We start from the raw sequence: 12,284 nt of genomic DNA, 5'->3' as shown, positions 1-12,284 counted from the left end.
GTCTTGGAGATTATTTTTGTAAATAGATTAAGAAGAGGTTTATTTATTATGAAAAAGACGGTTTGTAGGTGGTGAAAGTGTGAAGAATCGTGATAATAAAGGGAAACAACAATCTAATTTTAGAATTCCACCAGAACTTATTGGTCCTACTTTTCCTCCTGTTCCAACTGGATTTACGGGTATAGGGATTACTGGTCCAACAGGTCCACAAGGTTCGACTGGACCGCAAGGACCGAGAGGATTTCAAGGTCCAATGGGAGAGATGGGTCCGACTGGACCTCAAGGTGTGCAAGGGATTCAAGGTCCAGTTGGACCAATAGGTGCAACTGGACCAGAAGGGCAGCAGGGAGCACAAGGATTGAGAGGACCACAAGGAGAAACTGGAGCGACAGGACCTCAAGGTGTGCAAGGGTTACAAGGTCCGATTGGTCCAACGGGAGCGACTGGGGCACAAGGTATACAAGGGATACAGGGATTGCAAGGGCCAATTGGAGCGACAGGACCTGAGGGACCTCAAGGAATTCAAGGCGTCCAAGGGTTACCGGGTGCAACTGGTCCACAAGGAATACAAGGAGCACAAGGGATACAAGGAACACAAGGACCGAGTGGAAATACAGGTGCAACCGGAGCAACGGGTCAGGGGCTAACAGGTCCGACTGGAATAACAGGCCCAACTGGGATAACTGGACCATCTGGAGGACCTCCTGGCCCGACGGGGCCAACTGGTGCGACAGGTCCGGGTGGCGGACCGAGTGGGAGTACAGGTGCGACTGGAGCAACGGGGGATACTGGGGCTACAGGAAGTACAGGTGTAACAGGAGAAACGGGAACTACAGGTCCGACTGGAAGTACGGGAGCACAGGGCTTACAAGGAATACAAGGTATTCAAGGGCCAATTGGCCCAACAGGTCCAGAAGGACCGCAGGGGATTCAAGGTATTCCTGGTCCGACAGGAATAACTGGTGAACAAGGAATCCAAGGGGTTCAGGGGATTCAAGGAGTAACAGGAGCAACAGGAGATCAAGGTCCACAAGGTATACAGGGGACTATAGGACCTCAAGGAGCGACAGGGGCAACAGGAGATCAAGGTCCACAAGGTATTCAAGGAGTACCAGGTCCATCAGGAGCAACAGGACCACAAGGTGTTCAAGGGATACAAGGTCCGATGGGTGATATAGGACCAACAGGTCCAGAAGGCCCAGAGGGACTTCAGGGCCCGCAAGGAATCCAAGGAGTACCAGGGCCAGCTGGAGCAACGGGTCCGGAGGGGCCGCAAGGGATACAAGGCATTCAAGGACCGGTAGGCGCAACAGGTCCAGAAGGTCCACAAGGAATACAGGGAATCCAAGGAGTGCAAGGGATAACGGGAGCAAAAGGAGTACAAGGAGCAACTGGAATTCAAGGGATACAAGGGGAAATAGGAGCAACAGGTCCAGAGGGTCCCCAAGGAGTGCAAGGTGCTCAAGGGGCGATTGGTCCAACCGGTCCAATGGGGCCACAAGGAGTTCAAGGAATACAAGGCATTCAAGGAGCAACGGGAGCCCAAGGAGTGCAAGGTCCACAAGGAATTCAAGGAATACAAGGTCCTACGGGGGCCACAGGAGATACGGGAGCAACAGGTGCGACAGGGGAAGGAACTACAGGCCCAACTGGAATAACGGGAGCAACAGGGGTAACGGGACCTTCTGGAGGACCAGCAGGACCGTCCGGCCCAACAGGGCCATCAGGTCCGACGGGAGTAACTGGTCCAACGGGTGGACCACCTGGCCCGACAGGAGCAACTGGTGCGACAGGAGTAACAGGGGATACTGGTGCGACAGGCTCAACTGGAGTGACAGGAGCGACAGGAGAAACGGGAGCAACCGGAGTGACAGGGTTACAAGGTCCTCAAGGAATACAAGGTGTGCAAGGAGATATTGGTCCAACTGGTCCGCAAGGGATACAAGGTCCGCAAGGGATACAAGGAGTAACTGGGGCGACAGGAGATCAAGGACCACAGGGAATCCAAGGCCCGCAAGGAATCCAAGGTCCAACCGGTCCCCAAGGAATTCAAGGGGAACAAGGCCCTCAAGGGATTCAAGGAGCAACCGGAGCCACGGGAGCACAAGGCCCACAGGGGATTCAAGGAATTCAAGGGATCCAAGGTCCGACCGGTCCTCAAGGCCCAACAGGAATACAAGGGGTACAAGGAGAGATAGGTCCAACCGGTCCTCAAGGTGTGCAAGGATTGCAAGGTCCCCAAGGTCCTACAGGGGACACAGGGGCAACGGGAGCGCAAGGTCCCCAAGGAGTTCAAGGGATACAAGGCCCAACGGGAGCTACAGGAGCAACAGGAGCGACAGGTCCACAAGGAATTCAAGGCCCGCAAGGAATCCAAGGCCCAACAGGGGCTACAGGAGCAACAGGTTCCCAAGGACCAACTGGAAATACAGGTCCAACAGGTTCACAAGGAATACAAGGTCCAACTGGTCCAACAGGAGCTGGAGCAACCGGAGCAACAGGAGCGACCGGGGCGACTGGAGTCAGTACAACTGCAACATATGCATTTGCGAATAATACATCAGGAAGTATTATTTCTGTTTTGTTAGGTGGCACGAATATTCCGTTACCAAACAATCAAAATATTGGACCAGGAATAACCGTTAGTGGTGGAAATACTGTATTTACAGTTGCGAATGCAGGAAACTATTATATAGCCTATACAATTAATTTAACGGCAGGATTACTTGTAAGTTCCCGTATAACTGTAAATGGCAGTCCGCTTGCGGGAACGATAAACTCTCCGGCAGTGGCTGCAGGTTCATTTAGTGCAACAATAATCGCTAACTTGCCTGCTGGAGCTGCAGTTAGCTTACAATTATTTGGAGTAATTGCGTTGGCTACATTATCTACGGCAACGCCAGGGGCTACTCTAACGATTATTAGATTAAGTTAATAAGCAGAAAACCTTGAAACTTTTATGTTTCAAGGTTTTTTTATCCTTGTATCTGGAAGTAAACCTCGTTAACCAGGGGGAGTGGATACCCTCTAATTATTTAAAGTTTCACTTTATTCACTTGGGCAAAAACATCGCAGTCCGAAAATATATTATAATAGAATGAAAAGAAAGAAATTTGGCAGAAAGGGAGGGTGGCGATGCAGGAGATGGTTAAAGATTTTTTTGGACGCCCACTTCAAGATTTACGTATATCTGTCATTGATCGTTGCAATTTTAGATGTACATATTGTATGCCGGCGGAAATATTTGGGCCAGATTATGCTTTTTTGAAAGATGAGTTTTTACTAACTTTTGATGAAATTGAGCGTTTGGCAAAATTATTTGTTAACATCGGTGTACGAAAAATTAGAATTACTGGCGGTGAGCCACTGCTTCGTAAAGATTTAACAAAACTGATTGCACGTCTCGTGAAAATTGATGGGCTAATAGATATAGGGTTAACGACAAATGCTATCCATTTAACGAAACAAGCGAAGGCATTAAAAGAAGCTGGATTACATAGAGTGAATGTTAGTTTAGATGCGATAGATGACGACATATTTAGGAATATTAATGGTCGAAATATTAATACGAAACCGGTGATTAAGGGAATTATAGCAGCTAAAGAGGCGGGGCTGGAAGTAAAGGTAAATATGGTTGTGAAAAAAGGGATGAACGATCATCAAGTACTTCCGATGGCTGCGTATTTTAAAGAGCAAGGAATCACGCTTAGGTTTATTGAGTTTATGGATGTTGGTAGTACAAATGGGTGGAATTTTGATCAAGTGGTTACAAAACGAGAATTGATTGAGATGATTCATAAGGTGTATCCGCTTGAGCCAGCTGAAGTCCATTACTTTGGTGAAGTTGCGAAGCGATATCGGTACGTTGGAACAAATGTTGAAGTTGGTTTTATTACATCTGTTTCTGAGTCATTTTGTGCCTCTTGTACGAGGGCAAGAATTTCGGCAGATGGAAAGTTTTATACGTGCTTATTTGCGACAGAGGGTTTGAATGTAAGAGAACTTCTTAGAGGAAATCTTTCGGATGAGGAGTTATTAAGTGTTATACAAGATGTATGGATGAATAGAAAAGATAGGTATTCGGATGAACGGACAGAAGAAAGTGCAAAAAATCGTCCGAAAATCGAAATGTCTTATATAGGAGGATAAGAAAGGGGGCTATCGCATGCAGGAGCGATATTCAAGACAAATATTATTTTCTGGTGTTAGAGAAGAAGGACAGAGAAAAATAAGAGAGAAGCATGTGCTTATTATTGGTGCTGGTGCTCTCGGTGCGGCAAATGCAGAAGCGATTGTTAGAGCAGGTGTTGGAAAAGTAACGATTGCTGATCGTGATTATGTAGAATGGAGTAATTTACAAAGACAACAACTATATACGGAAGAAGATGCAAAGCAGTATAAACCGAAGGCGATAGCGGCTGCAGAACATTTACAAGCGATTAATTCTGAGGTGGAAATAAATCCAGTTGTGACGGATGTAACGGTGCAAGAAATGGAAGAGCTAGTGCGTGATGTAGATTTAATATTAGATGCGACAGATAATTTTGAAACGCGTCTTCTTATTAATGATATTTCACAAAAGTATAATATTCCGTGGATATATGGTGGGTGTGTCGGAAGTTACGGAGTAACGTATACAATTTTACCAGGGAAAACACCGTGTTTTCGCTGTTTAATGGAGCATCCGGCGAGCGGAGCAACATGTGACACAGCTGGTATTATACAACCGGCAGTACAATTAGTAGTTGCGCATCAAATTACGGAAGCGCTGAAAATATTAGTAGAAGACTTTGGGGCGCTTCGTGAAACGATGTTATCATTTGATCTTTGGAATAATCAACAGATGGCATTTAAAGTGAATAGGCAGAAAAAAGATACTTGTTTATCTTGCGGAAGGTTACGTACATATCCGAGTTTAACATTTGAAGCACAAACAAAAACAGAAGTGTTATGTGGGCGAAATACAGTACAAATTCGCCCGGGTGTGCGGAAGAATTTTAATTTAGAAGAAATTAAAAAGCGCTTACAAAGAAGTGTAGAGATAAAGGCGACACCTTATCTATTATCATTTCCGGTAGAAGAATATCGTTTTGTTTTATTTACAGATGGCAGGGCGTTCATTCATGGGACGAATGATATGAATGTAGCGAAAAGTTTATATGCAAGATATATAGGTTGAACCTAAAGGAAATCCTTTAGGTTCAACGGAGAGAGGATTATGAATTTCTCGTATAATCTCCACTTTTTCCACCTGTTTTTTCAAGTAAGTATGTTTCGCCGATAATCATACCTTTATCGACAGCTTTACACATATCATACACAGTAAGAGCGGTAGCGGAAGCAGCTGTTAAAGCTTCCATTTCAACACCGGTGCTACCTTCTGTTTTAACTTTTACTTCAATGAGTAAACGATATTGTTCTTCTGATTGTTTCCAATCAAAAGAAACGTCAACACCTTTTAATAATAAAGGATGGCACATTGGGATAATATCAGAAGTTCGTTTCGCAGCCATAATGCCTGCGATTTGCGCAACTGCTAATACGTCACCTTTCCCAATTTCATTGTGAGAGATTTTATCGTAAATTTCTTTCGTAACGACAATGCTAGAGCACGCAATTGCTGTTCGAACGGTTGCTTTTTTGTCGCTTATATCAACCATTTTTGCGCGTCCTTGGTCATTAAAATGTGTAAATGAAGACATGGAATTCCTCCTTGAAGTAATTTCTATTGAATACATAAAGTTTAATCGAGATAAAAAAAATTGCAAATATGAGGTGAGAAACGATGGTAGAAAAACGAATTCCAATTCAAGTTGCTGAAGCAGTAGAACGGGTAATGAAATATGCGAAGCATGGTGAAGTAGAAGAAATTTCTATTACGGAAAGTTACGGGAGAATTCTCGGGGAAGATGTTGTCTCAGATCATGACGTTCCTCATTTTGATCGTTCCCCTTACGACGGTTTCGCCATTCGAGCAGAAGATACGAAAGGAGCAACCCAAGAGAATCCAGTTGAATTTGAAGTAATAGGAGAGATCGGGGCGGGTTCTGTTTTTTTAGAAGAAGTAGGAGCTTTTGAAGCGATTCGAATTATGACAGGAGCAGCTATTCCAGAAGATTGCAATGCAGTTGTAATGCTAGAGCTGACAGAAGGATTTGAGAAGAACGGAAAAACATATATGAAGTTAAAACGCCCTTTTAATAACGGTGACAATGTGTCGTTTAAAGGAGAAGATATAAAACAAAATCAAGTTCTCGTTAAGAAAGGTGTGGCAATTAATCCAGGAGTTGCGGCCTTACTAGCAACGTTTGGATATAGCACTGTGAAAGTTATAAAACAGCCTGTTGTCGGTATTGTAACGACAGGGAGTGAATTATTAGAAGTACATGAGCCGTTAGAACCGGGGAAAATTAGAAATAGTAACTCGTATATGATCGCAGCTCAAATTATGAAAGCTGGCGGGAAAGTTCGTTATTATGGTCAACTCGCGGATGAGTTAGATGCATGTTTTACAGCTATTCAATTAGCGATGGATGAGGTCGACATTTTAATTACAACTGGCGGTGTATCGGTAGGAGATTATGACTACTTACCAGCTATTTATGAAAGGTTACAGGCGAATGTACTCTTTAATAAAATAGCCATGAGACCTGGAAGTGTAACGACAGTAGCTGAATTTGATGGGAAGTTACTTTTCGGTTTATCAGGAAATCCGTCTGCTTGTTATGTAGGCTTTGAATTATTTGTGCAACCAATTATAAAAACGTATTTGTATGCGAAGGAACCTCACGTATATAGAGCGGATGCTATTTTACAAAAAGATTTTCCAAAGCCAAATCCATTTACTCGTTTCGTAAGAGCAAACGTAACGATTGTGGACGGGGCGTTACAAGCGATGCCGGTCGGTTTAGATAAATCGAGTGCAGTATCTTCACTTGCAGATGCGAATGCTTTTATTGTGTTACCTGGAGGAACGAGAGGATTTGAGACCGGGATGAAAGTATCTGTATTATTGTTAGAGCACTCTGAGGGATGTGATTGGCCATGGGCAAAGCCACTTCAATCTTACAAATAGTAGGATATCAAAATAGCGGAAAAACAACGCTTGTGGAGAAAATAGTGCATGCATTAGCTGAACGGAAAATGAAGGTTGCTACCATTAAACATCACGGGCACGGAGGTTTTCCAGAAGTAGCGCAAAAAGATAGCGAAAGACACCGTAAAGCTGGTGCTGTCGTAAGTAGTGTAGAAGGTGCTGGATTGCTTTCACTTTCTTCACTAAGAAAGAAATGGTCCTTGCAAGAAATTATTCGCTTATATGAGTTTTTTGAAGTGGATACAATTTTAATAGAGGGCTATAAAAAAGAGAACTACCCGAAAGTAGTGTTACTTCGTTCTGCGGAAGACGTTGAGCTTTTACATAAAGTGGAAAATATAGTAGCGATTATTACGTGGTATGATGCCCCGGCAAATATACGAGAAGAATATAAAGTATTTCATATAACAGAAGAAGAGTTGTACATAGACTGGTTTTTACAAACGGTTAGGAGTGCGAAATGACAAATACATATTATGAAGTAATTAATACAGAAATCTCGATTGAAGAGGTAACGAAGAAAGTGATTCGACGTGAATGCGGTGCTGTTACAACATTTATTGGAACCGTTAGAGAGTTTACGAAAGGGCGTCGTACATTATACTTAGAGTATGTTGCTTATAAGACGATGGCAGAAAAGATGCTAGAGAAAATTGGCCTGGAAGTGAAAGAGAAATGGCCGGATACATATGTTGCGATTACACATCGCATCGGTACGTTGCAAATTTCTGATATAGCGGTTGTTGTTGCTGTTTCAACACCACACCGTAAAGCGGCTTATGAAGCGAACGAATATATTATGGAACGCATAAAACAAATTGTTCCGATTTGGAAAAAGGAGTTTTGGGAAGATGGTGACTCATGGATTGGTGATCAATTAGAAAAAACACCATATCCGGCGGGAGAGCCTGGGAAGGAGCTATAAGTATGATTCGAGTATTGTTATTTGCGCACTTGCAAGAAGAAGCAGGGACAAGTGAATTACAAATAGAGAAAGAAAATATTACGGTTGCAGAGTTAAAAGATGTTGTTGCGAAAGAATATAATGTACCAGTTTCAGAGCCAATTATGGTTGCGATTAATGAAGAATACGCAAATGAAGATGACAGGGTCCAATCTGGTGATGTTGTTGCACTAATTCCACCAGTGAGTGGTGGTTAATATTGGATTCATTAAAACGACTTTCCTAAGTAGGGGAAGTCGTTTTTTTATGGCGTTTTTGAGAACACTAACTTATAGGATAAGGAGGACGTTATGAAAAAAATATGTGTAATTATTACAGTGATATGTTCTATCTTTTTCTCTTCTCCAAGTGATTCTTTCGCGAAAGAATCAAGGGAACAGCTTTTAGAGAGTGCTTTATTGAATAGGTACTATTCGGTTATTAGACAAGTGACAAAAGATCAATATGAATGTGATTCAGTTATAAATATAAAGCGTCTCGGCAGGAAAGATGAATTTGTTCCTAGATTTGAAGTGACGCTACAATTTCTTACTTTTCAAGGGGCGCATAATCCCCCAAATGACAAAGTTACACTTACTTTGGAGGATTATTTAGATCATATAAAGGTAAAAAATGTGGAGCGAGAAAAGAATGTTTCTAATGATGTTGTAGAAAAGATTTGTGCTCGCAAAAAAGAAAAAATGAAAGCTCATTCTAATGATTGAGAGTGGTAACTTATTCCGCTATTTTGCGGGATGATTAAAGTTTCAATTTATGACATTTTACAGAGAAAGGTAATGGGCGATGGATATATTTTTAGCAATTTTACCAGCTATATTTTGGGGAAGTATTGTGCTATTTAATGTAAAACTGGGCGGGGGACCGTATAGTCAAACGCTCGGAACAACGTTTGGAGCACTTATTTTCTCAATTGTTGTTTATATTTTTATGAAGCCAGTATTAACACCTACCGTTATTGGAGTTGGAGTTGTTTCAGGTTTATTTTGGGCGCTTGGTCAGGCGAATCAATTAAAAAGTATTGATTTAATGGGTGTTTCGAGGACGATGCCAATTTCAACAGGACTTCAATTAGTTGCGACGACTTTATTTGGCGTTATCGTATTTCATGAATGGTCCACGACAATATCGGTCGTCCTTGGGATTTTAGCGCTCGTTTGTATTATTATCGGTGTTATTTTAACATCGCTTCAAAGTGAAGAAGAAAAAAATGCAGAGCAAGCAGCAAACTTTAAAAGAGGTATCGTAATTTTATTAATTTCAACAGTCGGTTATTTAGTTTACGTTGTAGTGATTAGACTATTTAACGTAGATGGTTGGTCAGCTTTGTTGCCACAAGCAGTTGGTATGGTGTTAGGTGGGATTTTGCTTACCTTTAAACATCAGCCATTTAATAAATATGCAATCCGAAATATTATTCCAGGATTAATTTGGGCAGCTGGAAATATGTTTTTATTCATTTCGCAGCCGCGTGTTGGAGTCGCAACAAGTTTCTCGCTATCGCAAATGGGAATTATTATTTCCACGCTTGGTGGGATTCTTATATTAGGTGAAAAGAAAACGAAACGCCAATTAACGGGTATCGTTGTCGGTATCGTTTTTATTATTGCAGCCGGAATTATGTTAGGTATAGCCAAAAGTTAAAGGAGGTATAGAAATGTATAGTGATTTAGCAGGGAAAGTTGTCGTTATTACAGGATCAGCAACTGGTCTCGGAAGAGCGATGGGAGTGAGGTTTGCTAAGGAAAAAGCGAAAGTGGTTATTAATTATCGCTCACGAGAATCAGAAGCAAATGGTGTGTTAGAAGAAATTAAAAAGGTAGGCGGCGAAGCGATTGCTGTAAAAGGTGATGTAACGGTCGAATCAGATGTTGTGAATCTCATTCAATCTGCTGTGAAAGAGTTTGGTACGCTTGACGTTATGATTAATAATGCAGGGATAGAAAACGCGGTACCGTCGCATGAAATGCCGCTTGAAGATTGGAATAGGGTAATTAATACAAATTTAACAGGTGCTTTTTTAGGAAGTCGTGAAGCGATTAAATATTTTGTAGAACATGATATTAAAGGGTCTGTCATTAATATGTCTAGTGTTCATGAGAAAATTCCGTGGCCACTATTTGTGCACTATGCAGCAAGTAAGGGTGGTATTAAACTGATGACAGAAACGTTAGCGCTAGAATATGCGTCAAAAGGTATTCGAGTAAATAATATTGGGCCAGGTGCAATTAATACGCCGATAAATGCAGAAAAATTTGCTGATCCAAAGCAGCGTGCTGACGTAGAAAGTATGATACCGATGGGCTATATTGGAAAACCTGAAGAAATTGCAGCGGTAGCAACTTGGCTTGCTTCTTCAGAGGCGAGTTATGTAACGGGAATTACGCTATTTGCAGATGGTGGAATGACGTTATATCCATCGTTTCAAGCTGGGCGTGGGTAATATGAAAAGGACAAAGAGTTTTATCTCTTTGTCCTTTTTACAAAAAAAATAGCGTTCAGCTATTTTAAATTTAATGATTAATTGTATCTTGAAGAAATTCTGTTGCTTGATGTTCAGTAACATTTTGTACGAGCGCGACTTCGCTAATCATCATTTTTCGGGCATTATCTAGCATTTGTTTTTCGCTCGCATTTAATGTTCTCTCTTTATTACGGCGAAGTAAATCCCGAACCACTTCTGCGCTATCTTGTAAATTGCCATTTTTCATTTTTTCCATATTCATTGTATATCTTTGTTTCCATGAGAGTGATGGGTCTGACTCCCCGTTTTGAAATTCAAGAAGTATATCATCTAACGTACCTCGATCAACGATATAACGAATACCTGATTTTTTTAATTGTTCCATCGGAAGCATTACTTGCATATCTTTACTAATGATGCGTATCACACAATATTGACGTGAAGTACCTAATATTTCTTTCTCTTCAATTGCTTCGATAATTCCTGCACCGTGCATTGGATAAACGATTTTATCACCAATTTGAAACAAATCATCCACCTCCATATGTGGTAACCACTTTTAATGATAGCATACGTATGTAAAAATGTCAAATTTTATATAATAACATAATATTTATATTCGAGTCAATAAGGTAAAGTGCTTTTTTTATGTTTTTTTGGGGATTTTATTTATAGTGATTTTTTTAGAAAAATAGTACAGGTGAAGAAAGAAGGCATATCCACTTATTTTTAAGCATAAAATGTAAAAGCGCTAATACAATATACCTAAATCCGTTCTTTGCAAAGGAGGGAGAGAAGGTGGGGCGCACAATAAAAATTGATATTACAAATAAAGTTGTAGCTAAATTTAGACCAAATTATTTGGAATTATATACGAGTAAATTTATGATAGGTAAGTTTTATGTCTATACTGAAGATAAAAAATATGTGTTAGAAGACGGATATATATATGAGAATGGAAAGTTTTATCGCATCATAGATACGCACCGTGGCAATAATCAAGCGGCGGAGGGCTGCGATCTAGGATGGTGTTAACATGATTCGTGTGAAAGTGTTTGATGAAAGTCACGAAAAAGACTTAGAAGACGCTGTGAATGTTTTTTTGAAAAAGATTGATGATAGCAACTTTGTAGATATTAAGTACCAAGTTGGTGTTTCCATTAACGACGATGAAAACCAAATTTATTGTTTTTCAGCAATGATCGTTTATAAAGCATAAAAAAGAGCTGGCTCATCCAGCTCTTTTTTATGTTTTATGTTGGGACAACATGTGTCGGTAATACGTTCATAATAGATTGGGTTGTGCCTGATTTCTTTGTCGTTAAAAGAGGCTCCCCTGTTTCATGGTTTTGGGCATCTTTACACATACCAAGGTGATAACGATCACCTAAAAATGGATCAATATAAAAACCGTTTTTGAATACTTTATCATTCGGATGTTTTTCATGATGAATATCAGAGCAGTTAATGCAATAGAACATAGCGTTCAACCCCTTTTTATTTTGTTTGAAAAAAGTGAGTCGGTAGTCATTTCGCTCCTAAGGAAATGTTGAGGAGAAGAGAAATAACTACCTACTCAAATGGTGGGCATATTCCTTCTGATTTGTCATATCTCGCGTATTGTCCCTGAGGGAAGGAGGAGAGACGAAGTACGCATGATATAAGTAAGGCACTTCTTTCAATATGAATGATGGAGTTTCATGTTGAGAGAAGTTTTTATTTTGTATTGCCTTTGTGAGTATATTATGAGGAAATGCTAAGAG

At 40.9% G+C, this 12,284-nt stretch carries 15 protein-coding genes; 12 read left to right on the top strand and 3 right to left on the bottom strand.

The features are described 5' to 3' along the window. The first annotated feature begins 79 nt into the window (after nucleotides 1-79). The 3 genes from AC0ONG_RS22410 to AC0ONG_RS22400 all read left to right on the top strand — a co-directional run bounded on the left by AC0ONG_RS22410 (nucleotide 80) and on the right by AC0ONG_RS22400 (nucleotide 5,179). Nucleotides 80-2,935: a BclA-related collagen-like exosporium protein gene (locus AC0ONG_RS22410; RefSeq protein ID WP_474204113.1), complete on the top strand. Its 2,856-nt coding sequence runs from the start codon at nucleotides 80-82 to the stop codon at nucleotides 2,933-2,935. 200 nt (nucleotides 2,936-3,135) lie between these two features. Further along, entirely contained in the window at nucleotides 3,136-4,149 is a 1,014-nt protein-coding gene (gene moaA / locus AC0ONG_RS22405) for a GTP 3',8-cyclase MoaA (RefSeq protein WP_001157112.1), read from the top strand. 16 nt (nucleotides 4,150-4,165) lie between these two features. Next, nucleotides 4,166-5,179: a molybdopterin-synthase adenylyltransferase MoeB gene (locus AC0ONG_RS22400; protein WP_001158115.1), complete on the top strand. Its 1,014-nt coding sequence runs from the start codon at nucleotides 4,166-4,168 to the stop codon at nucleotides 5,177-5,179. A 37-nt stretch (nucleotides 5,180-5,216) separates the two neighbouring features. On the opposite strand, the gene moaC is transcribed toward AC0ONG_RS22400, so the two are convergent. Beyond that, the gene (gene moaC / locus AC0ONG_RS22395) at nucleotides 5,217-5,702 is read right to left on the bottom strand and encodes a cyclic pyranopterin monophosphate synthase MoaC (protein ID WP_000094146.1); all 486 of its coding nucleotides are present in this window, start codon (nucleotides 5,700-5,702) and stop codon (nucleotides 5,217-5,219) included. Nucleotides 5,703-5,785: 83 nt separating this feature from the next. On the opposite strand from moaC, the gene AC0ONG_RS22390 reads away from it, so the two are divergent. The 7 genes from AC0ONG_RS22390 (at nucleotide 5,786) to AC0ONG_RS22360 (ending at nucleotide 10,500) form a co-directional block, all read left to right on the top strand. Beyond that, a complete protein-coding gene (locus AC0ONG_RS22390; RefSeq protein WP_000229702.1) occupies nucleotides 5,786-7,075 on the top strand; it encodes a molybdopterin molybdotransferase MoeA in 1,290 nt (429 codons plus the stop codon). Further along, nucleotides 7,039-7,560, top strand: coding sequence for a molybdopterin-guanine dinucleotide biosynthesis protein B (mobB, locus tag AC0ONG_RS22385; protein ID WP_016077198.1), 522 nt, complete (start codon nucleotides 7,039-7,041; stop codon nucleotides 7,558-7,560). Before AC0ONG_RS22390 ends, mobB begins: the two co-directional genes overlap by 37 nt. Next, nucleotides 7,557-8,021, top strand: a complete 465-nt coding sequence (gene moaE, locus AC0ONG_RS22380; protein ID WP_000185947.1) for a molybdopterin synthase catalytic subunit MoaE — start codon at nucleotides 7,557-7,559, stop codon at nucleotides 8,019-8,021. The genes mobB and moaE overlap by 4 nt, the downstream gene beginning before the upstream one ends. Nucleotides 8,022-8,023: 2 nt before the next feature. Next, nucleotides 8,024-8,257 carry a molybdopterin converting factor subunit 1 gene (moaD, locus tag AC0ONG_RS22375; RefSeq protein WP_000621773.1) on the top strand — a complete coding sequence of 78 codons (234 nt, stop codon included), beginning with the start codon at nucleotides 8,024-8,026 and terminating at the stop codon, nucleotides 8,255-8,257. A 93-nt stretch (nucleotides 8,258-8,350) separates the two neighbouring features. Further along, a complete protein-coding gene (locus tag AC0ONG_RS22370; protein WP_000717657.1) occupies nucleotides 8,351-8,764 on the top strand; it encodes a DUF3888 domain-containing protein in 414 nt (137 codons plus the stop codon). A gap of 79 nt (nucleotides 8,765-8,843) precedes the next feature. Continuing rightward, nucleotides 8,844-9,701, top strand: a complete 858-nt coding sequence (glcU, locus tag AC0ONG_RS22365) for a glucose uptake protein GlcU (RefSeq protein ID WP_000350863.1) — start codon at nucleotides 8,844-8,846, stop codon at nucleotides 9,699-9,701. A gap of 13 nt (nucleotides 9,702-9,714) precedes the next feature. Further along, on the top strand, nucleotides 9,715-10,500 hold the full coding sequence (locus AC0ONG_RS22360) for a glucose 1-dehydrogenase (RefSeq protein WP_000286680.1): 786 nt from the start codon (nucleotides 9,715-9,717) through the stop codon (nucleotides 10,498-10,500). A 70-nt stretch (nucleotides 10,501-10,570) separates the two neighbouring features. Here the strand turns inward: AC0ONG_RS22360 and AC0ONG_RS22355 are convergent, their stop codons facing one another. Further along, the gene (locus AC0ONG_RS22355; RefSeq protein ID WP_000451446.1) at nucleotides 10,571-11,065 is read right to left on the bottom strand and encodes a CarD family transcriptional regulator; all 495 of its coding nucleotides are present in this window, start codon (nucleotides 11,063-11,065) and stop codon (nucleotides 10,571-10,573) included. A gap of 254 nt (nucleotides 11,066-11,319) precedes the next feature. On the opposite strand from AC0ONG_RS22355, the gene AC0ONG_RS22350 reads away from it, so the two are divergent. After that, nucleotides 11,320-11,556, top strand: a complete 237-nt coding sequence (locus tag AC0ONG_RS22350; RefSeq protein ID WP_000533804.1) for a DUF2553 family protein — start codon at nucleotides 11,320-11,322, stop codon at nucleotides 11,554-11,556. A gap of 1 nt (nucleotide 11,557) precedes the next feature. Further along, a complete protein-coding gene (locus AC0ONG_RS22345; protein ID WP_000621751.1) occupies nucleotides 11,558-11,740 on the top strand; it encodes a sporulation protein Cse60 in 183 nt (60 codons plus the stop codon). Between the two features lie 34 nt (nucleotides 11,741-11,774). Here AC0ONG_RS22345 and AC0ONG_RS22340 read toward each other — a convergent pair whose 3' ends face one another. Beyond that, nucleotides 11,775-12,002, bottom strand: a complete 228-nt coding sequence (locus AC0ONG_RS22340; RefSeq protein ID WP_000498990.1) for a DUF3973 domain-containing protein — start codon at nucleotides 12,000-12,002, stop codon at nucleotides 11,775-11,777. Between the last annotated feature and the right edge of the window lie 282 nt (nucleotides 12,003-12,284).

Source organism: Bacillus sp. TCT6 (assembly GCF_056033845.1).
The sequence above is the reverse complement of the archived record's forward strand: the minus strand, read 5'-3'. Positions and strand labels throughout refer to the sequence as shown.

Excerpts from the sequence above, each read along its gene's own strand:
- AC0ONG_RS22390 (WP_000229702.1), top strand. The coding sequence starts at position 5,786 with ATGGTAGAAAAACGAATTCCAATTCAAGTTGCTGAAGCAGTAGAACGG.
- AC0ONG_RS22360 (WP_000286680.1), top strand. The coding sequence starts at position 9,715 with ATGTATAGTGATTTAGCAGGGAAAGTTGTCGTTATTACAGGATCAGCA.
- AC0ONG_RS22400 (WP_001158115.1), top strand. The coding sequence starts at position 4,166 with ATGCAGGAGCGATATTCAAGACAAATATTATTTTCTGGTGTTAGAGAA.
- AC0ONG_RS22345 (WP_000621751.1), top strand. The coding sequence starts at position 11,558 with ATGATTCGTGTGAAAGTGTTTGATGAAAGTCACGAAAAAGACTTAGAA.
- moaA (WP_001157112.1), top strand. The coding sequence starts at position 3,136 with ATGCAGGAGATGGTTAAAGATTTTTTTGGACGCCCACTTCAAGATTTA.
- AC0ONG_RS22370 (WP_000717657.1), top strand. The coding sequence starts at position 8,351 with ATGAAAAAAATATGTGTAATTATTACAGTGATATGTTCTATCTTTTTC.
- moaE (WP_000185947.1), top strand. The coding sequence starts at position 7,557 with ATGACAAATACATATTATGAAGTAATTAATACAGAAATCTCGATTGAA.
- glcU (WP_000350863.1), top strand. The coding sequence starts at position 8,844 with ATGGATATATTTTTAGCAATTTTACCAGCTATATTTTGGGGAAGTATT.
- moaD (WP_000621773.1), top strand. The coding sequence starts at position 8,024 with ATGATTCGAGTATTGTTATTTGCGCACTTGCAAGAAGAAGCAGGGACA.
- AC0ONG_RS22355 (WP_000451446.1), bottom strand. The coding sequence starts at position 11,065 with ATGGAGGTGGATGATTTGTTTCAAATTGGTGATAAAATCGTTTATCCA.
- AC0ONG_RS22340 (WP_000498990.1), bottom strand. The coding sequence starts at position 12,002 with ATGTTCTATTGCATTAACTGCTCTGATATTCATCATGAAAAACATCCG.
- moaC (WP_000094146.1), bottom strand. The coding sequence starts at position 5,702 with ATGTCTTCATTTACACATTTTAATGACCAAGGACGCGCAAAAATGGTT.